The 21,688-nt window shown below is 72.2% G+C and carries 19 protein-coding genes and 1 tRNA gene; 10 read left to right on the forward strand and 10 right to left on the reverse strand.

Annotation, left to right across the window (positions count from 1 at the left end):
- Positions 1-20: 20 nt before the first annotated feature.
- The 3 genes from AC1DQF_RS04010 to AC1DQF_RS04020 form a co-directional block, all read right to left on the reverse strand.
- Positions 21-93, reverse strand: a tRNA-Thr gene (locus tag AC1DQF_RS04010).
- A gap of 70 nt (positions 94-163) precedes the next feature.
- On the reverse strand, positions 164-1,564 hold the full coding sequence (locus AC1DQF_RS04015; protein WP_477523915.1) for an amidase: 1,401 nt from the start codon (positions 1,562-1,564) through the stop codon (positions 164-166).
- A 43-nt stretch (positions 1,565-1,607) separates the two neighbouring features.
- Positions 1,608-2,810, reverse strand: a complete 1,203-nt coding sequence (locus AC1DQF_RS04020; protein ID WP_477523916.1) for an ROK family protein — start codon at positions 2,808-2,810, stop codon at positions 1,608-1,610.
- A gap of 80 nt (positions 2,811-2,890) precedes the next feature.
- On the opposite strand from AC1DQF_RS04020, the gene zwf reads away from it, so the two are divergent.
- From zwf to eda, 3 genes are read left to right on the forward strand one after another with little or no spacing between them, the layout of a single operon-like run.
- The gene (zwf, locus tag AC1DQF_RS04025) at positions 2,891-4,378 is read left to right on the forward strand and encodes a glucose-6-phosphate dehydrogenase (protein ID WP_477523917.1); all 1,488 of its coding nucleotides are present in this window, start codon (positions 2,891-2,893) and stop codon (positions 4,376-4,378) included.
- Positions 4,375-6,249, forward strand: a complete 1,875-nt coding sequence (gene edd / locus AC1DQF_RS04030) for a phosphogluconate dehydratase (RefSeq protein ID WP_477523918.1) — start codon at positions 4,375-4,377, stop codon at positions 6,247-6,249. Before zwf ends, edd begins: the two co-directional genes overlap by 4 nt.
- A complete protein-coding gene (gene eda, locus AC1DQF_RS04035) occupies positions 6,233-6,859 on the forward strand; it encodes a bifunctional 4-hydroxy-2-oxoglutarate aldolase/2-dehydro-3-deoxy-phosphogluconate aldolase (protein ID WP_477523919.1) in 627 nt (208 codons plus the stop codon). The genes edd and eda overlap by 17 nt, the downstream gene beginning before the upstream one ends.
- 20 nt (positions 6,860-6,879) lie before the next feature.
- Here eda and AC1DQF_RS04040 read toward each other — a convergent pair whose 3' ends face one another.
- Complete coding sequence (locus AC1DQF_RS04040; RefSeq protein WP_477523920.1) at positions 6,880-7,470, reverse strand: DNA-3-methyladenine glycosylase I; 591 nt, start codon at positions 7,468-7,470, stop codon at positions 6,880-6,882.
- A 145-nt stretch (positions 7,471-7,615) separates the two neighbouring features.
- Complete coding sequence (locus AC1DQF_RS04045) at positions 7,616-8,335, reverse strand: flavodoxin family protein (RefSeq protein ID WP_477523921.1); 720 nt, start codon at positions 8,333-8,335, stop codon at positions 7,616-7,618.
- Between the two features lie 61 nt (positions 8,336-8,396).
- Here AC1DQF_RS04045 and AC1DQF_RS04050 point away from each other — a divergent pair, with 61 nt between their 5' ends.
- The gene (locus AC1DQF_RS04050; protein WP_477523922.1) at positions 8,397-8,963 is read left to right on the forward strand and encodes a TerD family protein; all 567 of its coding nucleotides are present in this window, start codon (positions 8,397-8,399) and stop codon (positions 8,961-8,963) included.
- 4 nt (positions 8,964-8,967) lie between these two features.
- Here AC1DQF_RS04050 and AC1DQF_RS04055 read toward each other — a convergent pair whose 3' ends face one another.
- Together AC1DQF_RS04055 and AC1DQF_RS04060 are read right to left on the reverse strand one after the other, a co-directional pair.
- Positions 8,968-9,951 (reverse strand): pirin family protein, encoded by a 984-nt coding sequence (locus AC1DQF_RS04055; protein ID WP_477523923.1) that lies wholly within the window; start codon positions 9,949-9,951, stop codon positions 8,968-8,970.
- 6 nt (positions 9,952-9,957) lie between these two features.
- On the reverse strand, positions 9,958-12,372 hold the full coding sequence (locus tag AC1DQF_RS04060) for an FdhF/YdeP family oxidoreductase (protein WP_477523924.1): 2,415 nt from the start codon (positions 12,370-12,372) through the stop codon (positions 9,958-9,960).
- Between the two features lie 91 nt (positions 12,373-12,463).
- Between AC1DQF_RS04060 and nemA the strand changes: the two genes are divergently transcribed.
- Complete coding sequence (gene nemA / locus AC1DQF_RS04065; RefSeq protein ID WP_477523925.1) at positions 12,464-13,567, forward strand: N-ethylmaleimide reductase; 1,104 nt, start codon at positions 12,464-12,466, stop codon at positions 13,565-13,567.
- Between the two features lie 82 nt (positions 13,568-13,649).
- On the opposite strand, the gene AC1DQF_RS04070 is transcribed toward nemA, so the two are convergent.
- Positions 13,650-14,885: a homogentisate 1,2-dioxygenase domain-containing protein gene (locus tag AC1DQF_RS04070; RefSeq protein WP_477523926.1), complete on the reverse strand. Its 1,236-nt coding sequence runs from the start codon at positions 14,883-14,885 to the stop codon at positions 13,650-13,652.
- Positions 14,886-14,969: 84 nt separating this feature from the next.
- On the opposite strand from AC1DQF_RS04070, the gene AC1DQF_RS04075 reads away from it, so the two are divergent.
- From AC1DQF_RS04075 to AC1DQF_RS04095, 5 genes are read left to right on the forward strand one after another with little or no spacing between them, the layout of a single operon-like run.
- On the forward strand, positions 14,970-15,857 hold the full coding sequence (locus tag AC1DQF_RS04075; protein WP_477523927.1) for a hypothetical protein: 888 nt from the start codon (positions 14,970-14,972) through the stop codon (positions 15,855-15,857).
- Positions 15,854-17,086: a fumarylacetoacetase gene (gene fahA, locus AC1DQF_RS04080; protein ID WP_477523928.1), complete on the forward strand. Its 1,233-nt coding sequence runs from the start codon at positions 15,854-15,856 to the stop codon at positions 17,084-17,086. Before AC1DQF_RS04075 ends, fahA begins: the two co-directional genes overlap by 4 nt.
- A gap of 58 nt (positions 17,087-17,144) precedes the next feature.
- A complete protein-coding gene (locus AC1DQF_RS04085; protein WP_477523929.1) occupies positions 17,145-17,990 on the forward strand; it encodes a COG4705 family protein in 846 nt (281 codons plus the stop codon).
- Positions 17,987-18,451, forward strand: coding sequence for a hypothetical protein (locus tag AC1DQF_RS04090; protein ID WP_477523930.1), 465 nt, complete (start codon positions 17,987-17,989; stop codon positions 18,449-18,451). The genes AC1DQF_RS04085 and AC1DQF_RS04090 overlap by 4 nt, the downstream gene beginning before the upstream one ends.
- Positions 18,452-18,460: 9 nt before the next feature.
- A complete protein-coding gene (locus AC1DQF_RS04095) occupies positions 18,461-19,381 on the forward strand; it encodes a metallophosphoesterase (RefSeq protein ID WP_477523931.1) in 921 nt (306 codons plus the stop codon).
- Positions 19,382-19,412: 31 nt separating this feature from the next.
- On the opposite strand, the gene AC1DQF_RS04100 is transcribed toward AC1DQF_RS04095, so the two are convergent.
- Together AC1DQF_RS04100 and AC1DQF_RS04105 are read right to left on the reverse strand one after the other, a co-directional pair.
- Entirely contained in the window at positions 19,413-20,153 is a 741-nt protein-coding gene (locus tag AC1DQF_RS04100) for a hypothetical protein (protein ID WP_477523932.1), read from the reverse strand.
- Between the two features lie 95 nt (positions 20,154-20,248).
- On the reverse strand, positions 20,249-21,589 hold the full coding sequence (locus AC1DQF_RS04105) for an MFS transporter (RefSeq protein WP_477523933.1): 1,341 nt from the start codon (positions 21,587-21,589) through the stop codon (positions 20,249-20,251).
- Between the last annotated feature and the right edge of the window lie 99 nt (positions 21,590-21,688).

Genomic DNA, 21,688 nt, shown 5'->3' on the forward strand with positions numbered 1-21,688 from the left:
TACGACGGTGCTCCAACCAGAGCCCCTTTACGGAATCGAACCGTAGACCTTCTCCTTACCATGGAGACGCTCTGCCGACTGAGCTAAAGGGGCAACAGCGGAAGAGAATACACACGGCTGAGGGCATACGAGAAATCGCCCTCGATACGTGGTCACGACCCGCTCATCCGGCCTGGATCCGGGGCCACGGAGCGGCTTCCTCGAGCTCGAGCGCCAGCTCCAGGAGACGGGCCTCGCGACCGGCTCCGGCGCCCAGCATCATGCCCTGCGGGAGACCTTCTGCGGTGGTCGCCAGGGGCAGCGAGATCGCCGGCTCACCGGTGGCGTTCTGCAGCGGGGTGAAGGCCACCCACTCCCTCAGCCGGTCCATCACCTGGTCGTAGTCGGCGGTCGGGTCGAGGTGGCCGACCCGGGGCGTGGAGGTGGCCAGCGTGGGCGTCAGCGTCACGTCGTACGTCGCGTGGTGCCGCGCCGCGCGGTGCCGGCTGGCGCCCACCGCGGCGATGGCCATGGGCAGCCGGTGCAGGTGGCGGCGGCAGTGCCGGTCGAGCCCGAGAGTGAGGTTGTCGAGCCGTGCGGGGTCCCACGTCGGGCCGAACGTGCGTCGGCCGGTGCGGACGATGCCCATGGCCAGCATCGACCAGTAGAGGACGAAGTGGTCGGCGAACGAGCTCGGCACCGGCGGGTCGATCTCCTCGACCCGGTGGCCCAGTGACTCCAGCAGTGCGGCCGTCCCCAGCGTGAGCGCGGCGACCTCCGGGCTGGCGTCGTGACCGATCCCGCGGGTCACGACCGCCACCCTGAGCCGGCTGCGGCCCGGCCTGGTGATGTCGCCCACCGGGGCCAGTCGCGGGTCGCGGTAGACCTTCTCGGCCTCGCGGTAGAACGCCGCCGTGTCGCGCACCGAGCGGGTCAGCACGCCGTCGGAGACGATCCGCACCGGCATCTGCCGCATCGCCCGGTCCTGGGCCAGCCGGCCGCGCGTGGGCTTGAGGCCGACCAGCCCGTTGACCGACGCCGGGATCCGGATCGAGCCACCCCCGTCGTTGGCGTGGGCGATCGGGACCACGCCGGTCGCGACGAACGCCGCGGACCCGGCCGACGACGCCCCGGCGTAGTGCTCGGGGTTCCAGGGCGTGCGCACCGGGCCGAGGCGCGGGTGGTCGACGGCGCCGCTGAAGCCGAACTCGCTGAGCCTCGTCTTGCCGAGGGGAAGCAGCCCGATGTCGCGGTACATCCGGGCGAAGTCGCCGTCCTCGCGGGCCGGGCGGGCGACGTAGGCGTCGGTGCCGTTCTGGGTGGGCATGCCGGCGACGTCGACGTTGTCCTTGACGAAGGTCGGCACCCCCGAGAAGTAGCCGGGAGCCGGGACGCGGGCCGCGGACCGCGCCTCGTCGAAGGCCTCGTGGGCCAGCGCCCCGAGCTGGTCGTCGACCGCCTCGGCCCGGGCGATGGCCGCCTCCACCACGTCGGCCACCGAGAGCCCGTCGCGGTAGGCCTCGACGAGGCCGACCGCGTCGAGGTCCTGCAGGGGGTCGTCGCCGAAGGCGTGCACGCGAGCCATGGCGGGCAACCTAGGCCACGCCCGCCCACCCGGGGAAGGGCGTTCAGCGAGCCCGGGCGAGCAGCGCGTCCACCGCGCGCGGGGAGAGCACCGAGTCGAGGGCCAGCCGGACGCAGCCCACGAGCCCGGCCCGCTCGCCGTACGTCGCGGGGAGCACCTGGAGGTCGCGTCCCGCCAGCGCCGTGGTGCCGGGGAAGAGCGTGTCGCGCAGGCCGGCGGCGAAGGTGTCGAAGGCGCCGGCCATGTCGCCGCCGACCACGACGGCGCGGGGGTTGAGCACGGTGACGGTGGCCGCCAGCGCCTCACCCACCCGACGTCCGGACTCGCGCACGATCGCGCGCGCCTCGCCGTGACCGAGCACCGCCTGGGCCACCAGGTCGCGGACGTGGTGGACCTCGCGGCCGCTCTCGCGGAGCCGCTCGACGAGCGCCCAGCCCCCGGCGACCGCCTCGAGGCAGCCGGTGTCGCCGCAGCGGCACAGCAGGCCGGCGGCGGCGGGGACCTTCACGTGGCCCAGCTCGCCGGCCGCGCCGCTGTGTCCGCGCAGCAGGTGACCGCCGGCGACGATGCCGAGCCCGAGGCCGGTGGAGGCCTTGAGGACCAGGACGTCGTCGTGGTCGAGCAGGTGGCCGCCGCGCTCCGAGGCCGCCATCACGTTGCAGTCGTTGTCGACCACGAGCGGCGCCGCGGTCACCTCGCGGAGGTACGCCGCCAACGGGACCCCGTCCCACCCGGACAGCGCCGGCGAGTCCACGCTGACGCCGCGGTCACGATCGACCGTCCCGGCCAGCGACAGGCCGACGCCGCGGACCTCGTCGCCCGAGCGACCCAGGTCGGTGAGCATCCCCGCGAGGTGGCCGGCCACGACGGGCATGAGCACGTCGGGCCCCAGGCCGACCTCCTGGTCGTGGCTCACCGCGGCCAGCTCGGTGCCGTCCAGGGAGCACACGGACATCTGGGAGCGGCTGCGACCGATCGCCACCGCGAGCACCAGGCCCGCGTCGCGGTCGAGGACCAGCGTCGAGGCGGGACGACCGCCCGTCGCGGACTCCTCCTCACCCTCCAGCACCAGCCCTGCGGCGGCCAGCGAGGCCAGCCTGGTGCTGACCGCGGTCCGCGACAGCCCGGTGACGCGCCCCAGCTCACCGCGGGTCGTCGCCCGTCCGGTGCGGATCAGCTCGAGCAGGTCCCCGGCGGTCGCGCCGGGCGCGGGCAGGTTCAGGGGCACGGTCATGGTGCTCGGCATTCAAGCATTCTCCTTCTTACGTCCGATAAAAGCCGAACTTCGGTTGCCGAGGGCCCTAATGCTCCGTACCGTGGTCTTCCATGAACGGAACAACGGCTGCCACCCCCGTGGAGCCCTGCGACTTCACCGTCTTCGGCGGCACCGGTGACCTCGCCCTGCGCAAGCTCCTGCCCGCCCTCTACCTCCGCGACCGCGACGGCCAGCTGCCCGACGGCTTCCGGATCATCGGCGTCTCCCGGGCCGAGGTCGACGACGACGGCTACCGCGCCATGGTCGAGGGGGCCCTGACCGAGCACGTCACCGGCGACGAGCTCGACCCAGACGTCGTACGACGGCTCCTCCACCGCCTGCACCACGTCACCCTCGACGTCGAGGACGTCGGCGACTGGCACCGCCTGCACGACCGGCTCAAGGACGGCGCCGCGAACGAGGACGTCATCCGCGTCTTCTACCTCGCCGTCGCCCCCGCGCTCTTCGGGGCGATCTGCGAGCACCTGGACCAGGTCGGCCTGGCCACCGACCGCTCCCGGGTCGTGCTCGAGAAGCCCATCGGCACCGACCTCGCCACCGCCCAGACGATCAACGAGGCCGTGGGCCGGGTCTTCGACGAGTCGCACATCTTCCGCATCGACCACTACCTCGGCAAGGAGAGCGTCCAGAACCTCCTCGTCACCCGCTTCGCCAACACGTTCCTCGAGCCGCTGTGGAACAGCCACTGGGTCGACCACGTCCAGATCACCGTCTCGGAGTCGCTCGGCGTGGGCGAGCGCGGCTCCTACTACGACCGCTCGGGCGCGCTGCGCGACATGGTGCAGAACCACCTGCTCCAGCTGGTCTGCCTCGTCGCCATGGAGCCCCCGACGTACGTCGACCGCGAGACGGTCCGCGACGAGAAGCTCAAGGTCCTCCAGGCCCTGCGCCCGCTGACCCCCGAGCTGGTCGACCGCGACGTGGTCGCCGGCCAGTACGCCGCCGGCCTCAGCGGTGGGGTCCTGGCCCCGTCGTACGCCGACGAGGTCGGCCAGGACAGCAGCACCGAGACCTTCGTCGCGCTGCGCACCGAGGTGCAGAACTGGCGCTGGGCGGGTGTGCCGTTCTACCTGCGCACCGGCAAGCGGATGGCGGACCGGGTCTCGGAGATCGTGGTGGTCTTCAAGGAGCCGCCGCACCCGATGTTCCCCCACAGCGAGGGGCCCACCGAGCCCAACCGGCTGCACATCCGGGTCCAGCCCGACGAGGGCATGCGGTTGCACATGACCGCCAAGGAGCCCGGCCCCGGCGGCATCCGGCTGCGCCCGGTCTCGCTCGACCTGAGCTATGCGGCCGCCTTCGGCGGTCGCTCCCCCGACGCCTACGAGCGGCTGCTCATGGACGTCGTCCGCGGCAACACCACCTTGTTCATGCGCCGCGACGAGGTCGAGGCGGCCTGGGCCTGGGTGGCCCCGATCCTCGACCGCTGGTCACAGCCCACCCACCGCCCGCGGCGCTACCCCGCCGGCACGCACGGACCCGTCGCCGCCGACACGCTCCTCACGCGTGACGGCCGATCCTGGCAGGAGACCGAATGACCACCCAGAGCATCCACCCCGTCGTCGCGGAGGTGACCGCGCGCATCGCGCAGCGCAGCGCCGCGACCCGCACCGCCTACCTCGCCCGCATCGATGCCGCCGCCGACAAGGGCCCGGCCCGCGGCAAGCTGGCCTGCGCCAACCTCGCGCACGGCTTCGCCGCCTCCGACGAGCCGGTGAAGTCCGGTCTCCGCTCGGGCCGCAAGCCCAACGTGGCCATCGTGTCGTCGTACAACGACATGCTCTCGGCCCACCAGCCCTTCCGCGACGTCCCGGAGGTGCTCAAGAAGTCCATCATCCGTGCCGGTGGCCTGGCCCAGTTCGCCGGTGGCGTCCCCGCCATGTGCGACGGCATCACCCAGGGCCGCGCCGGCATGGAGCTCTCGCTCTTCAGCCGCGACCTGATCGCGATGTCGACCGCCGTCGCGCTCTCGCACGACATGTTCGACGCGACGATGCTGCTCGGCGTCTGCGACAAGATCGTCCCCGGGCTGCTCATCGGGGCGCTGTCCTTCGGCCACCTGCCCACGGTCTTCGTGCCGGCCGGGCCGATGACGTCGGGGCTGCCCAACGGCGAGAAGGCGCGCGTGCGCCAGCTGTACGCCGAGGGCAAGGTCGGGCGCGAGGAGCTGCTCGAGGCCGAGTCGCAGTCCTACCACTCGAAGGGCACGTGCACGTTCTACGGCACCGCCAACAGCAACCAGATGCTGATGGAGGTGATGGGCCTGCACCTGCCCGACGCGACCTTCGTCAACCCCGGTACCCCGCTGCGGGCGGCGCTGGACCGCGCGGCCGGCGAGCGCGCCGTGGCGATCACGGCCGCCGGCGGCGAGCCCACCCCCGTCGGGCACCTCGTCGACGAGAAGGCGATCGTCAACGCCTGCGTGGCCCTGCTCGCCACCGGCGGCTCGACGAACCACACGATGCACCTCGTCGCGATGGCGGCGGCCGCCGGCATCACGCTCACGTGGGACGACCTCTCGGACCTGTCGGCCGCCGTGCCGCTGTTGACGCGGATCTACCCGAACGGCACCGCGGACATCAACCACTTCGTGGCAGCCGGCGGTACGCCGTTCCTCATCCACACCCTGCTCAAGCACGGCTACCTCCACGACGACGTGCTCACCGTGTCGGGTCGCGGTCTGTGGCGACACACCCGCGAGGCCCGGCTCGACGGTGACACGGTGGTGTGGGAGGAGGGCCCGAAGTCCTCGCTCGACACCTCCGTCCTGCGTCCGGCCGACGACCCCTTCGCGCCCGACGGTGGCCTGCGGATGCTCTCGGGGCGCCTGGGCCGCGCGGTCATCAAGACCTCTGCGGTCAAGCCCGAGCACCGGGTCGTCACCGCCCCGGCGCTGGTCTTCGACGACCAGGCCGACTTCCTCGCCGCCTTCGCCGAGGGACGCCTCGACGGCCGCGACCTGGTCGCCGTGGTGCGCTACCAGGGACCGGCGGCCAACGGCATGCCCGAGCTGCACAAGCTGATGCCCGCCCTCGGCGTCCTGCAGGACCGGGGGCAGCACGTCGCCATCGTCACCGACGGCCGGATGTCCGGCGCGTCCGGCAAGGTGCCCGCCGCCATCCACGTGACCCCGGAGGCCGCCCTCGGCGGGCCGCTGGCCCGGGTGCGCGACGGCGACCTGGTCACCGTCGACGCGGAGACCGGGCTGCTCGAGGTCGACGTCACGGACGCCGACTTCGACCGCCGCGAGGCCACCGGTCGCGCACCGCACGACGTCGAGTGGGCCGGCACCGGACGGGAGCTGTTCTCCGGCTTCCGGGCCATCGTCGGCACCGCCGAGACCGGCGCCAGCGTCATCCGCCCTCTGCCCGCCCCCACCGAGGAGGCCCCCCTTGTCCAGCACGTCTGAGTCCCTGCTGTCCCTGGTCCCGGTCGTCCCGGTCGTCGTCATCGAGGACCTGGACCATGCGGTCCCGGTCGCCCGGGCCCTCGTCGAGGGCGGGCTGCCGGTGATCGAGCTGACGCTGCGTACGCCGGTCGCGCTCGACGCCATCGCGGCGATCGCCGCCGAGGTGCCCGAGATCCTCGTCGGGGCCGGCACGATCGTGACGCCTGGCCAGGCCAGGCAGACCGCCGACGCGGGCGCGCAGTTCCTCGTCTCCCCCGGCTCGACCCCCGCCCTGCTCACGGCGATGGCCGACTCCGGACTGCCGTTCCTGCCCGGCACGGCCACGGTCTCGGAGGCCCTCGCCGTGCTGGAGGCGGGCTTCACCGAGATGAAGTTCTTCCCCGCCGAGGCGTCGGGGGGCGCGGCCTACCTGAAGGCGATCTCCTCCCCGCTGCCGGCGGCGCGCTTCTGCCCCACCGGCGGCATCACGGCGGCCACGGCGCCGTCGTACCTCGCGCTCCCCAACGTCGGCTGCGTCGGCGGCTCGTGGCTCACCCCGGCCGACGTGCTCGCGGCCGGTGACTGGGACCGGGTCAGCGCGCTCGCGGCCGCGGCCGCCGCGCTGGGCTGAGCGCTCCCGCTGGGGACGGCTCAGGCCCAGACGCCGCTGGCGCTTCTGCGGTGGCAGCCGACCAGGTGGTCGTCGACCAGGCCGATCGCCTCCATCAGGGCATACATCGTGGTCGGCCCGACATGGGCGAACCCGGCCTTCTTGAGCGCCTTGGACAGCGACAGGGACTCGGGCGAGGTGGTCGCCATCTCGCCCGTGTCGACGGGCGCCGGGGTCGTGGCCGGACGGAACGAGGCGATGAAGGCCTCCAGCCCGCCCTGCTCACGCAGGGCCACCGTCGCCCTCGCGTTGGTGATCGCGGCCTCGACCTTGCGTCGGTTGCGCACGATCCGCGGCTCGGCCATCAGTCGCTCCACGTCCGAGGCGTCGTAGGCCGCGACGACGTCGGCGTCGAAGCCGGCGAAGACCTCGCGGAACGCCTCCCGCTTGTTGAGGATGGTGAGCCACGACAGACCGGACTGGAACGCCTCGAGGGTGAGCCGCTCCAGGTGCGCCGCCTCGCCCACGACCCGCAGGCCCCACTCGGTGTCGTGGTAGGCCCGGTTGACCGGGTCGCCCGCCGCCCAGGGGCAGCGCGCCAGTCCGTCGTCGCCGATCACGGGTGCGCCCATGGCGTCATCCTCGCGCACGGCACCGACACGCGCGCGCGGCGCGACCTGAGTCGGCCCGTGACTCAGCTCCCAGCGGAGCGCACGGGACCACCTCCCCGCGCGCGATGCGACCTGAGTCAGCCGCTGACTCAGGTGCCAGCGGACCTCAGGCTCGGTACTCGGGATTCTCGAAGTCGAACCGCGACCCGGCGTCCCAGGCCTTGCGGCTGTTGCCTCCCGCCGGGAACCCGCCACCGAGGAGCCGCGCGGCGTGCATGAGGTTCCACGTCATGAACGTGGTGTTGCGGTTGGTGAAGTCGTTCTCGGGGCCGCCGCTGCCCTCGTCGAGGTACGACGGGCCCGGCCCGGCCTCGCCGATCCAGCCCGCGTCCGCGTTGGGCGGGATCGTGCACCCGAGGTGCTGCAGGCTGTAGAGGAGGTTGCTCGCGCAGTGCTTGATGCCGTCCTCGTTGCCGGTGATGAGGCAGCCGCCGACCTTGCCGTAGTAGCCGTACTGGCCCCGGTCGTTGAGCTCCCCGGACATCGCGTACAGCCGCTCCACGACACGCTTGGTGACACTGGAGTTGTCGCCGAGCCAGATGGGGCCGGCCAGCACGATGATGTCGGCCGCCCTCACGATCTCCCACAGCCGGGGCCAGTCGTCCGTCGCGGCGCCGTGCTGCGTCATGTCGGGGTAGACGCCCGGGGCGATGTCGTGGTCGACGGCACGGACCACGTCGACGTGCACCCCGTGCTTGCGCATGATGGCGGCGCTCACCTCGATGAGGCCGTCGGTGTGGCTCGGGGACGGGCTCGGCTTGAGGGTGCCGTTGAGGTACACCGCCCGGAGTCCGCTGAAGTCCTGGTCGAACTGATCGTCGCTCATGTGTCGAGAGTAGTTTCGTCGGCATCGCGGTGACTACCGCCGAGGATGGGGAGGACACGACGTGATCGAGCTGACCGAGGGCCAGGAGATGGCGCTGGCCACCGAGCAGGGAGCGCCCCTGGTCCGACTGCAGATGGGCGTCGGCTGGGAGCACGTGCACACGGGCGGCTTCGCGGGATCGGGGGCGGCCCCGGTCGACCTGGACGCGTCCGCGGTCCAGTTCGCGGGGGGTGCGCTGTTCGACCTGGCGTTCTTCAACCACCTCGCCACGCGCGACGGCTCGGTGGTGCACCTGGGCGACAACACGACCGGGCGGGGCGAGGGTGACGACGAGGTGATCACCGTCGACCTCTCCAAGGTCTACGGCAAGGTCGACTCGATCGTCTTCGTGGTCAGCAGCTACCAGGGCCACACCCTCGAGTTCATCCGGAACGCCTACTGCCGTCTTGTCGACGACGCGGGCACCGAGCTGGCCCGCTTCACCCTCACCCTCGGGGTGCGGGAGACCGGGCTGGTGATGGCTCGCCTCGTGCGCAGCGGCGAGGGTTGGACCCTGCACGCGATCGGCGCCGGCGTGCCGCTCAAGACGCCCACGGACGACATCGCGGCCCTGCTCCCCTACGCCTGAGGGCTCAACGCCGCTCGCGCAGCCTCGCGTTGGGCAGCGCCGGGGCCGGGATCGGGGCGAGGTGGTCGCCGACCACGACGCCGTAGCGACCCGGTCGGACGTCCTGACCGTCGGTGACGCCGTCGACCTGGGCCTGCCACTCCTCGCGGAAGGCGACGACCTCCTCGTGGATGCGGCCCACGAAGTTCCACCACATGACGATCGACTCGCCGAACGGCGGTCCGCCCAGCAGCAGCGCGCGCACCTCCTCGTGCGCCTCGACGGTGAGGGTGTCGCGGCCTGGGGCGGCGTAGACGAGCTCGCCGGGCTTGCCCTCCTGCCCGTCCACCGTGGCGACGCCGCGGTCCAGCAGCAGCCCGTGCTCGAAGTCGGAGGCCACGTCGAGGACCAGTGTGGTCCCCGCGGCGAGGACCAGCTCGGCCCCGAGGAGCGGGGTGTGCGTCGACACCGGGGAGGTGACGCCGACGAGGGTGCCGAGGAAGACCCGAGCCTCCCACCCGTCGCCGGCGACCGGGTCGGGGACGTGGTGCTCGAAGGCCGGCTCCACGTCGCGGGACTCCCCGGGCAGCGCCACCCACAGCTGGGCGCCGTGCAGCTGCGTCGTGCCTGGTGTGGAGACCTCCGAGTGGCTGATGCCGTGACCGGCCGTCATCAGGTTGACCTCGCCCGGACGCACCAGGGCGTGGTGGCCGGCGGAGTCGCGGTGCTCGATCTCCCCGGTGAACAGCCAGCTCACCGTCTGGAGGCCCGTGTGCGGGTGCGGCGCGACCTTCATCCCGCCGGTGTCGGACACCAGGTCGGGACCGTAGTGGTCCACGAAGCACCACGCGCCGATCAGCGAGCGGCCGCGCTGCGGCAGCGTCCGACGTACGGTCATCGCCCGCGGCCCGCCGAGCGGGACCTCCCGCGGGGCCAGCACCTCGACACCGCAGGAGGTGTCTCCGGCGGTGAGGGCCAGCTCGTCGGGGTCCCGCTCGGGGTTGGTCATCGTCGGCTACGCCAAGTGGTGCGGCTCGTCGGTGCGTCGCGAGCCCGTGCCCTGGCCGGCCGAGCCGTGCGAGGTCCCGGATGCCGGGCCCGAGTCCGAGTCGGGGCGGTCGAGCCGGACCACGATCGACTTGTAGACCGGCTGGTTGCTCTTCTCCGCGGTGGAGTCGAGGGGCACGAGCGGATTGGCCTCCGGGTAGTAGGCGGCCACGCAGCCCCGCGGCTGGTCGTAGGGCACGACCCGGAAGGACAGCGCCACGCGCTCGACGCCGTCCTTCCACTCGCTCACCAGGTCGACGAGGTCACCCTCGGCGTAGCCGAGGTCGCGGATGTCGTCAGGGTGCACGAACACGACCCGACGCCCGCCCTTGACCCCGCGGTAGCGGTCGTCCAGGCCGTAGATCGTGGTGTTGAACTGGTCGTGCGACCGCATGGTCTGCAGCAGGAAGCGCCCCTCGGGCACGTCCAGCACCTCGACCGGGGTGGAGGTGATGACCGCCTTGCCGCTCTCGGTCTCGAAGATCCGGTTGTCGCGCGGCGGGTGCGGCAGCACGAAGCCGCCGGGCTGGTCGACCTTCTCGTCGTACGACGCACAGCCGGGCACCACGCGCGCGATGCGGCGGCGGATCTCGGAGTAGTCGTCGCGGAAGGCGGCCCACGGGACGGGCGAGTCCGCGCCGAGGGTGGCCAGGGCCAGCGAGCAGACGATGTCGACCTCGGAGCGCAGGTGCTCCGAGGCCGGCTCGAGCGGACCGTGGGAGGCGTGCACGGCCGACATGGAGTCCTCGACGGTGACGCGCTGGACGCGGCCGCCGGTGAGGTCCTTCTCGCTGCGACCGAGGACGGGCAGGATCAGCGCCTCGCCGCCGTGCACGATGTGCGAGCGGTTGAGCTTGGTGGAGACGTGCACCGTCAGGGCCGCGTTGCGCATGGCCGCCTCGGTCGCCTCGGTGTCGGGGGCGGCGCCGACGAAGTTGCCGCCCATCCCCATGAACACCCGGGCCTTGCCGTCCCGCAGGGCCTGGATGGCGGCGACCGTGTCGTAGCCGTGCTCGCGCGGCGGCTCGAAGCCGAACTCGTCGCGGATGGCGTCGAGGAAGTGGTCGGGGACGCGCTCCCAGATGCCCATCGTCCGGTCGCCCTGGACGTTGGAGTGGCCGCGAACGGGGCACACGCCGGCGCCCGGCTTGCCGATGTCGCCGCGCAGCAGGGCGACGTTGACGATCTCCTTGATGGTCGCCACCGCGTTGTGGTGCTGAGTGATGCCCATCGCCCAGCAGGTGATCGTCGCCGGGGAGTCGGCGAACATCCGGGCGGCCTCGGTGACCTGCGCGCGGGTCAGGCCCGTGGAGGCCTCGACCTTGGCCCAGTCGAGGCCGGCGACGTGGGCGGCGTACTCGGTGAAGCCGGTCGTGTACTCGCCGAGGAAGTCGTGGTCGACGGCGTCCCACTCCACCAGCAGCGAGCCGATGGCCTGGAAGAGGGCCAGGTCGCCGTTGAGCCGGACCGGCAGGTGCAGGTCGGCCATCCCGGTCCCGACCGTGAGCCCCTTGGCGTTCTGCGGGTTCTTGAAGCGGACCAGTCCCGCCTCCTGCAGCGGGTTGACGGCGATGATCTTCGCGCCGCGCTGCTTGGCGATCTCCAGCGCCGAGAGCATCCGCGGGTGGTTGGTGCCGGGGTTCTGGCCCACCACCACGATGAGCTTGGCCTGGTGGATGTCCTCGAGGCTGACCGAGCCCTTGCCGATGCCGATGGTCTCGCTCAGCGCCGAGCCCGATGACTCGTGGCACATGTTGGAGCAGTCGGGCAGGTTGTTGGTCCCCAGGGCGCGCACGAAGAGCTGATAGACGAACGCGGCCTCGTTGGAGGTCTTCCCGGAGGTGTAGAAGACCGCCTGGTCGGGGTCGTCGAGCCGGCGCAGGTGGCCCGCCATCGTGGTGAACGCGTCGTCCCACGAGATCGGGGTGTAGTGGGTGGCGCCGGGGCGCAGCACCATCGGCTCGGTGATCCGACCCTGCTTGCCGAGCCAGTACTCGCTGCGCTCCGCGAGGTCGGCCACGGAGTGGGTCTCGAAGAACGCGCGGTCCAGCTTCTGGCGGGTGGCCTCCTCGGCGACGGCCTTGGCGCCGTTCTCGCAGAACTCCGCCGCGTGCCGGTGACCGGCCTCCGGGTCGGGCCACGCGCAGCCCTGGCAGTCGAAGCCGTCGACCTGGTTGAGCCGGGTCAGCGTCGACGCCGTCCGGCGCACGCCCATCTGGCCGATGGCCCGGCGCATGGCCACGGCGACCGCTGTCGCGCCGGCGGCGGCGTGGGAGGTCGAGTCGACCTCGACCTCCGTCTCGTCGATGTCGCGGGTGGGGACCTGGCGGGACTCGTTGCGGAGTCGGGCCGGCACGTCTCGCAGCTGGGAGAGGAGGCTCACGGGACCATCCTGCCTCCCCGTCCCGCACGGCACACCGCCCGCAGGGGTCGCATCGGGGAATTCGGCCGCCGGGCCGCCCGTTGGGCCGACCGTGACCGAACTCGCTCGTACCCATCTCTTCAGCCCCCTGGACCTCGGCGCCGTCACGGCCGCCAACCGCGTCTTCATGGCCCCGCTCACCCGGCAGCGGGCCGAGCAGCCCGGCGACCTGCCGTCGCGGCACGCGGTCGACTACTACCGCCAGCGCGCCAGCGCCGGCCTTGTCATCACCGAGGGCACCCAGATCTCCCCCGAGGGCATGGGGTACGCCGACACCCCCGGCATCCACAGCCCCGAACAGGTCGAGGGGTGGCGCACGGTCACCGACGCCGTGCACGAGGAGGGCGGACTCATCGCCGCCCAGCTGTGGCACACCGGCCGCGTCGACCACGCGTCGCTGCACGACGGTGCCCTGCCCGTCTCCGCGACCGACCAGCCGTTCCGGTCGCGCACCAGCCTGGTCGACCCCGACGGCGCCGTCTTCCGCGCCGACTGCCCGACGCCGCGCGCACTCGACACCGACGAGCTGCCGCGGCTGGTCGAGGACTACGCGGAGGCGACCCGCAACGCCCGCGACGCCGGCTTCGACCTGGTCGAGATCCACGGCGCCCACGGCTACCTGCTCCACCAGTTCCTGAGCTCGACGGTCAACACCCGCACCGACGGGTGGGGCGGCGACCTGGCCGGCCGGCTCCGGCTGCCGCTCGCGGTCGTCGACGCGGTCTCCGAGGCCTGGTCCCCCGACCGGGTCGGCATCCGCATCTCCCCGATCGGCGCCTTCAACGGCCTCGAGGACCCGGACGGCGACGTCACCGGGCTCGCCCTGGCCCGCGAGCTCTCCTCCCGCGGGCTCGCCTTCCTGCACCTCTCCGAGCCCGACTGGGCCGGGGGCGAACCGCTCACCGACGTGTTCCGCGACGAGCTGCGCGCGGCGTACGACGGCGTCATCGTGGGCGCCGGCGCGTACGACAGGGACAAGGCCGAGGAGATGCTGCGGCGCGGGTGGATCGACGCCGCGGCGTTCGGGAGGACCTTCATCGCCAACCCGGACCTGCCGCGCCGGCTCCAGGAGTCACTGCCGCTCAACGAGCAGGACCGCTCGACCTTCTACGGCGGCGGCGCGGCCGGCTACGTCGACTACCCGGCGTACGCCTGATCAGCTGTTGCTGACCGGCATCGACTTCAGCTGTTGCTGACCGGCATCGATCGGTCAGCTGTTGCTGACCGGCATCGATCGGTCAGCTGTTGCTGAACACTGCCGGCCCTCCGTCGGTGCCGTCTGCGTCGGGACCCCGTCCCGCCCACGTCCAGGCGTAGGCGGGGTCCTCGACGGCGCGACCGCCCTCACCGAGCTCGAGCGGCGCGAAGGTGTCGACCATGACCGCCGACTCCTCGAAGTAGTCAGCGCCGAGGGAGGCCTCGATCGCCGAGGGCTGCGGGCCGTGGGCGTAGCCGCCCGGGTGCAGGGAGATCGAGCCCAGGTTGATGCCCGACCCCTTGCGCGCCTCGTAGTCGCCGCCGACGTAGAACATGACCTCGTCGCTGTCGACGTTCGAGTGGTAGTAGGGCACCGGCACCGCGAGCTCGTGGTAGTCGACCTTGCGGGGCAGGAAGTTGCAGATCACGAAGTTCCAGCCCTCGAAGACCTGGTGCACCGGCGGCGGCTGGTGCACCTTGCCGGTGATGGGCATGAAGTCGTCGATGTTGAACGTGTAGGGGTAGAGGCAGCCGTCCCAGCCGACGACGTCGAACGGGTGCGTTGCGTACGTCATCCGGGTGCCGACGATCCCGGCGCTGGTGCGGTGCTTGACCAGCACGTCGACGTCGGTGAGGTCGTGGCTGCGGTCGACGAGGGCGTCGAGGTCGACCGGCCCGTGCAGGTCGCGCTCGCAGTACGGCGCGTGCTCGAGGAGCTGGCCGAAGCGCGACAGGTAGCGCTTGGGCGGGTGGATGTGGCTGTTGGCCTCGATGGCGTAGAGCCGGCTCGGCTCGGCCGGCACCCAGCGGTGCGTGGTCGCCCGCGGGACGATGACGTAGTCGCCGGTGCGGTAGGCCACGACGCCGAAGACGGTCTCGACCGTCCCGCTTCCCTCCTCGACGTAGACGCACTCGTCCCCGATGGCGTTGCGGTAGAGCGGCGACGGGTCGGTGCCGGTGAGCACGTAGGCGATGCGGACGTCGTTGTTGCCGAGCACCAGGCGGCGCCCCTCGACGGGGCAGGCGCCGGTCTCGAGGTCGTGCAGCCGCAGGTGCCGCGCCTTGAGCGGGTGGTTGGGCGTGCGGGACTGGTCCGAGAGCTCCCACACCTGACTGTCGACCAGGGCCGACGGCACGCCGCGGTGGTAGAGCAGGGACGAGTCGGAGGAGAAGCCCTCCTCCCCCATCAGCTCCTCGAAGTAGAGCCTTCCGGCGGCGTCGCGGTGCTGGGTGTGCCGCTTCTGGGGGATCGTGCCCGTGCTCCGGTAGTGCGCCATCGTCGTCCGCCTCGCGCTCGATCGTCATCTGTCCGATAAACGGACATAGTCGTCCGTTATGTGATTCGTCGCTACAGTAGCGCCGTGCCCGACTCCCGACCAGTCATGTCCTCGCCCGCGTGGTCCGGCCTGCTCGACGACGCCGCGACCTTCCCGCCCGGCGACGTCCCGCTGCCCGAGGCCACCGCCGCCCACGGCGCACACCGCGACGCGTCGTACGGCGACCTGCTCGGGTCGTTCGTCCTCAAGGACACCGACCTGCCGCTGGTCCGCGGCGTCGCGCACCCGTTGTCGGTGGTCGTCACCGGCGGGGCCGGCCAGGTGGCCGGACCGCTGGGGGCGGCAGCCAGGCTGGGCCTGCACGTGGCGGGACTCGAGATCGCGCTGCGGGACCTCGACGACCTGCCCGGCAACGCCCGTCGCGTGGTCGCCGCGGTCGACCACGCCCGCGCCGACGGCGTGCTCGCCGAGGACGTCCCGGTCCACGTCGAGCTCCCGCAGACCGACGTGACCCACGGCTGGGAGGCGGCGGCCGACGAGGTCGCGGCCGCCGAGCTGCGGCTCAAGCTGCGCACCGGCGGGGTGGAGGCTCACCTGTTCCCCACGGCGGGCCGCCTGGCCGCGTGGACCGACGCGGCGCTCGACCGCGAGGTGGCCTTCAAGTGCACCGCGGGCCTGCACCACGCCGTACGCCACACGTCGCCCGAGGGCTTCGAGCAGCACGGCTTCCTCAACGTCCTCGTCGCCACGCTCGCCGCCTTCGACGGTGCCTCCCGCGAGGAGACGGTCGCGCTCCTCGAGGAGCGCGACGCCGAGCGGCTCGAGGTCACCGAGGAGGTGGTCACCCGCGCCCGACGCTGGTTCACCTCCTTCGGCACCTGCTCGATCCAGGACCCGGTCGCCGACCTCCGCGCCCTCGGACTCATCCCCCTCGACCCCTCTTCCCCCGACGCGACGGAGCAGCCCCGATGACCGGCCCCAGCACCCCCCTCACGACCTGGGTGGACGGCGCCGCCGGCTCCCTCTTCGACCTCGACAACCTGCCGTACGGCGTCTTCTCGCTCGAGGGCGACGACCCCCGCGTGGGGGTGCGGATCGGCGACCACGTGCTCGACCTGGCCCCCGTCGCCGAGATCGGCGACCCGGCCTCCGCGCTCGCGGCGGCATGGCGTGCGCCGAGCCTCAACGCCTTCATGTCGATGGGTCCCGAGCAGTGGGCCATCGCCCGGGAGTGGATCACCGAGGTGCTCGGCCATGACGTGCACGAGGCCCGCACGGCCCCGCACGTGCACCCGCTGTCGGCCGTCACCCTGCACCTGCCGATCGAGGTGGGCGACTACGTGGACTTCTACGCCTCCGAGCACCACGCCTCCAACGTGGGGCGCATCTTCCGGCCCGACCAGGAGCCGCTGCTCGCCAACTGGAAGCACCTGCCGGTCGGCTACCACGGCCGCTCGGGCACGGTCGTGGCGTCGGGGACCGACATCGTGCGTCCGTGCGGCCAGCGCAAGGCGCCCGCCGAGGACGCCCCGACCTACGGCCCCAGCCGCCGCCTCGACATCGAGGCCGAGCTCGGCTTCGTGGTCGGCGTCCCGACGCTGCTCGGCGAGCGGGTGTCCACCGCCGACTTCGCCACCCACACGTTCGGGGTCGTGGGCCTCAACGACTGGTCGGCGCGCGACGTGCAGGCCTGGGAGTACGTCCCCCTCGGCCCCTTCCTCGGCAAGTCGTTCGCGACCTCGATCAGCCACTGGGTCACCCCGCTGGCGGCGCTGGACGCCGCGTGGACCGAGCTGCCGGGCCAGGATCCCCAGCCGCTGGACTACCTGCGGGTCGACGCTCCGGCGGGGCTCGACATCGCGATCGAGGTGGTGCTCGACGGCGAGGTGGTCTCCCGCCCGCCGTACGCCTCGATGTACTGGTCGCCGGCCCAGATGCTCGCCCACACCACCGTCAACGGGGCCACGGTCCGCACCGGGGACCTGTGGGGCTCCGGCACGGTCTCGGGCCCCGACGCCGACCAGCGCGGCTCCCTGCTGGAGCTGTCCTGGGGCGGGACCGAACCCTTCACGGCGGGCGGGCGCGAGCGCACCTTCCTCGAGGACGGCGACGTGGTCACCCTGCGCTACACCGCCCCCGGCGCGTCGGGTGGCCGGATCGCGCTGGGCGAGGTCACCGGACGGATCGTGCCGGCCCGCTGAGGCGCCCCGACCCACGCAGTCAGGTGCTTGGCAGGTAGGGCCACCCACGCTGTCCGGCATGACGACGAGCATGCAGGCCGGACGCCGCGGACGAGTGATGTTGAACAAGGTGCCCGAGGTCACCGCCTACTTCTGGATCATCAAGATCCTGTGCACGACGGTGGGCGAGAGCTTCGCCGACTACGTCAACGAGACCCTCGGCTTCGGGCTGACCAACACGACCCTGGCCTTCAGCGCCGCCCTCGTCGCCGTGATGGTGGTGCAGTTCCGGCTCGACCGGTACGTGCCGTCCGCCTACTGGCTGGCCGTCGTGCTGATCAGCGTGGTCGGCACGTTGCTGACCGACAACCTCACCGATGCCCGCGGCGTTCCCCTGGGGGTCAGCTCGGTGGTCTTCGCCGTGCTCCTGGCGGGCGTGTTCGGCACCTGGTACGCCCGCGAGCGGACGCTGTCGATCCACTCCATCGTCACCCTCCCGCGGGAGGCGTTCTACTGGCTCACGGTCCTGGTCACCTTCGCCCTGGGGACCGCCGTCGGCGACTGGACGCTCGAGCTCACCGGCTGGTCGCCCGGCGTCGCCGTCCTGCTCCCGCTCGGGCTCATCCTCGCCGTGCTCGTGGCGTGGCGCCTGGGTGCCGGGCCGGTGCTGTCGTTCTGGCTGGCCTACATCCTGACCCGACCGCTCGGCGCGAACATCGGCGACTTCCTCGCCGCGCCCCGGGACGAGGGCGGCCTCGGCCTCGGCACGCTGGTCACCAGCGTGATCTTCCTGGGCACCATCCTCGCGGTCGTCGTCTACCTGACGGTGACGGACAAGGACCGGACCGAGGCCGTCGGAGCCTCCGGTCCTGACCGGGCCGCGGGCCAGGCACCCCGTGACGCGCTGGAAGGGAACCCCTCATGACGACACCTCGTGCTCGACGGGTGCTGGTGGTCACCGACAGGACACACCCCACACCGGCGCTGCTGGCCGCCGTGCGGGAGCGGGCCGCGGCCGGGAACGTCCAGTTCCGTCTCACCGTCCTGAATCCCGCCCGGGTCGAGATCCACCTGCTCCACCCCGAGCGCCACGACAAGGCCGCGGAGGCCGAGGACAGCCTCCGCCGGGCTCTGCCCGAGATCGAGGAGGCAGCCGCGGGGCCGGTCATCGGGTCCGTCTCGGTGCGACACGACCCCATGGACGCGATCGAGGAGTCACTCTTCAGCGAACCGATCGACGAGATCATGGTGTCGGTCCCCGAGCACCACCTGTCGACCTGGCTGCACCAGGACCTCGAGCACCGGCTCGCACACCTCCACGTGCCGGTCTCGGTGGTGCGGGAGGAGCCCGGCGCTGCCCACCCCGACGTCCATGACCTCGACTAGCGTGTGGGCGTGAAGCAGCTCGGCCAGCACCCACCGCCCCGCCACACCGTCGCGCACCTGTCCGACCCGCACCTGCTGGCGCAGGGACGGCTGCAGTTCGGCGCCGTCGACACGGAGGCCGGGCTCGCGCGGGCCCTGGAGCGGCTCGCCGCCGTCGACCCCGCGCCGCAGGCACTCGTCCTCACCGGCGACCTCGCGGACAAGGCAGAGCCTGCGGCCTACGAGCGCCTGCGGGCCCTCGTCGAGCCGGCCGCCGCGGCCATGGGCGCCGTCGTGGTCTGGACGATGGGCAACCACGACGAGCGGACGCCGTACGCCCGGGGGTTGTTCGGCTCCGACGACGACGGCCCCCAGGACCGGGTGCACGACGTGGACGGGCTGCGGATCGTGGCGCTGGACACCAGCGTCCCCGGCTACCACCACGGCGACCTGACCGACGCGCAGCTGGCATGGCTGGCCGACGTGCTCGCGACGCCTGCCCCCCACGGCACCCTGCTCGCCATGCACCACCCGCCGGTCCCGCTGCCGATGCTGCGCGCGGCCGAGCTCATCGAGCTGCACGAGCAGGACCGCCTGGCGGCCGTCGTCGAGGGCACCGACGTGCGGGGCATCCTGGCCGGGCACCTGCACTTCTCGACGTGGTCGACCTTCGCCGGCGTCCCCGTCTCGGTGGCATCGGCGTCCTGCTACACCTCCGACCCGGCCCCGGTGGGCCGCTTCGTGTCCGGGGTCGACGGCGGGCAGTCCTTCACCATGGTCCACGCGTACGACGACCGCCTGGTGCACACGATCGTGCCCCTCGTGGCGGGTCCGGAGGTCACCGGCCTCGGACTCGACATCCGTGACGCGCTGGAGTCGCTCGACCTCGCGGAGGCCGTGGAGATGGCCTCCGGGAAGGCGTCGCCGTTCAACACGGGCGACGGGGCGTAGGCCCCCGCCCACGCCCCGCCACCCGTGGGTCTCAGGGGCGGTCGCTCGAGTCGCCGGTCACCACGACGTAGAAGCGCTTGCGGTTGTCGGAGGTGGTCACGCTGCCGTCGCTGAGGCGCGGGCTCACCACGAGGTGGCTGGTGTTGCCGGTGCCGGGGGGCGCGCAGTTGACCACGCCGGGCTGGCACATGGCGGCCGAGATCTCGCCGGAGAACTCCGGGTTGGCGTCGGCGCCGGTGGCGCGGCCGTTGGTGACGGTGTCGCCGTTCTGGTCGACGGTGTTCTGGAGCGCGACGACGGCCAGGACGCCGTTGTTGCCGAGGTCCTCGCCGGCGTTGATGTAGACGTTGCCGTTGGCGCGCAGGCCGTTCACGTCGGCACCCATCGGGGCGAGCGTCGGGTAGGCCGCAGTCACGGTGAACCCTCCGGACTGGGCCACGATGGCGCCGGCCGCGTCCACGAGCGCCCAGCGGCCGACGCCGGCGGGACCCTGCGCCCCGGCGGGGAGCTGGCCGTCCGCGAAGTCACGCGACTTCAGCGACTTGTCCCGGATGTCCATGGAGCCCAGCGAGCCGTTCTTGACGTCGCGGCCCTTGAGGTTGTTGTCCTTCACGTCGACCGACTTGACCGAGTCGTTCCTGATGCCGTCGGAGCCGATCAGCCCGGCGGCGTACGACGTGCCGGTGGAGGCGACCACGAGGGCCAGGACGGAGACGGCCATCGACGGCGAGGGACGGCGCATGGAGGGAAGACGCATGGAGGGAAGACGCATGGTGGAACCCTTCTTCGGCGGACACCGTCGCTCGACGGTTACGCCTACTTCGGAGTGACTTGCACCACCGGATTGGTCTGGTTCCCACGCAAAAGTCAGACGCCCTCGGTCCCGATGCCGGGGTGCACGAACGGGCGCCCGGCCTTCATCTGCTCGGTGGCTCCCGGGTGCACGCGCGCGAGGTGGGCCAGCCCCCGGCGCCGGTAGCGGAGGATCTGCACGACCCCGAACCCCCAGAAGAGGTACTGCACCGACAGCGCGAGGCGGTAGTCGTCGAGCGTGTAGGCGTCCATGCCGCCGGGTTCGGCGACGTCGAGCACGACACCGATCAGGGCCATCGTCAGCAGCGAGGCGGTGAAACCCCCGACGTTGACCAGACCGTTGGCGCGGCCGATGGCCTGCACGGGGGTGAAGGTGCGGGCGAGGTCGAAGCCGACCATCGCGGCAGGACCGCCGGTCGCGGTCGCGCACGCCATGACGACCACGACCCAGCTGGGCGCGACACCGGGCCAGAGCAGCACCGCCGTCCAGGGGATCACCATCCCCGCGACGACCCCGATGACGATCCACGACCGCCAGTACGGCAGCCGGCCGACCAGGCGGGCCAGCGCCAGGCCGCTCACCACCGCCCACGCCGTCATGCCCATCAGCAGCGTGCTCGCGGCGGCCTCGGACCAGCCGAGTCCCTGCACCAGGAACGGGTAGCCCCACAGCAGGGTGAAGACCGTGGCGCCGAACTGCGAGGTGAAGTGCGACCACATGCCCAGGCGGGTCCCGGGGTTGCCCCAGAGGATGCGCACCGACTGTGCCAGGGCCCGGAGCTTGACCTGGACGACCTCGTCACGCCGGTACGGCGAGTCCTTGACGAGCATGGCCACGGCGACGAGCAGCACGATCCCCAGGCTCGAGACGAGCCCGAAGGCGCCCGTCCAGCCCAGCCGGTCCAGCAGGAAGGCCAGCGGCGCGGCGGCGACGATCGCCCCCATCTGGCCGACGAGCCCGGTGAGCTGGGTGATCATCGGGGCCTGCCGCACGAGGAACCACACGGTGACCAGCCGGATCACGCTGACGAAGATCATCGCGTCCCCGGCCCCGAGCACGGCCCGCGCCAGGACCGCGCCTCCGAAGGAGGTGGTGAAGGCGAAGACCAGCTGGCCGACGGTCATCATCGCCAGCCCCACGAGGAGCATCGCCCGCGAGCCGTAACGGTCGAGCATGACGCCCACCGGCACCTGCATCGCGGCGTACACGACGAGCTGGAGGACGGTGAAGGTCGCCAGGCTCGTGGCGTTGACGTGGAAGCGCTCGGCGGCCAACAGGCCGGCCACGCCCAGCGAGCTGCGGTGGAGCACCGCGAGCACGTAGACCGACAGCGCGACCAGCCAGATGGACCACGCCCGGCGGCGGCCGATGTCGTGGATCTGGAGGCTGCTCACGGGCGCCAGTCTGCCCCGCGTGCCCGGGCCACACGCGAGGCGGTCCGATGTGTGAGGAGGCCACATTGTCGCCACGTGACGTCGGTCACAGGGTGGAGA

Source organism: Nocardioides sp. P4_G4, assembly GCF_056401085.1.

Coding starts and splice junctions, on each gene's coding strand:
- AC1DQF_RS04015 (WP_477523915.1), bottom strand. CDS start 1,564: ATGGCTCGCGTGCACGCCTTCGGCGACGACCCCCTGCAGGACCTCGAC.
- AC1DQF_RS04070 (WP_477523926.1), bottom strand. CDS start 14,885: ATGGCGCACTACCGGAGCACGGGCACGATCCCCCAGAAGCGGCACACC.
- AC1DQF_RS04090 (WP_477523930.1), top strand. CDS start 17,987: ATGACGACACCTCGTGCTCGACGGGTGCTGGTGGTCACCGACAGGACA.
- fahA (WP_477523928.1), top strand. CDS start 15,854: ATGACCGGCCCCAGCACCCCCCTCACGACCTGGGTGGACGGCGCCGCC.
- AC1DQF_RS04045 (WP_477523921.1), bottom strand. CDS start 8,335: ATGAGCGACGATCAGTTCGACCAGGACTTCAGCGGACTCCGGGCGGTG.
- AC1DQF_RS04055 (WP_477523923.1), bottom strand. CDS start 9,951: ATGACCAACCCCGAGCGGGACCCCGACGAGCTGGCCCTCACCGCCGGA.
- AC1DQF_RS04100 (WP_477523932.1), bottom strand. CDS start 20,153: ATGCGTCTTCCCTCCATGCGTCTTCCCTCCATGCGCCGTCCCTCGCCG.
- edd (WP_477523918.1), top strand. CDS start 4,375: ATGACCACCCAGAGCATCCACCCCGTCGTCGCGGAGGTGACCGCGCGC.
- AC1DQF_RS04020 (WP_477523916.1), bottom strand. CDS start 2,810: ATGCCGAGCACCATGACCGTGCCCCTGAACCTGCCCGCGCCCGGCGCG.
- zwf (WP_477523917.1), top strand. CDS start 2,891: ATGAACGGAACAACGGCTGCCACCCCCGTGGAGCCCTGCGACTTCACC.
- AC1DQF_RS04085 (WP_477523929.1), top strand. CDS start 17,145: ATGACGACGAGCATGCAGGCCGGACGCCGCGGACGAGTGATGTTGAAC.
- AC1DQF_RS04040 (WP_477523920.1), bottom strand. CDS start 7,470: ATGGGCGCACCCGTGATCGGCGACGACGGACTGGCGCGCTGCCCCTGG.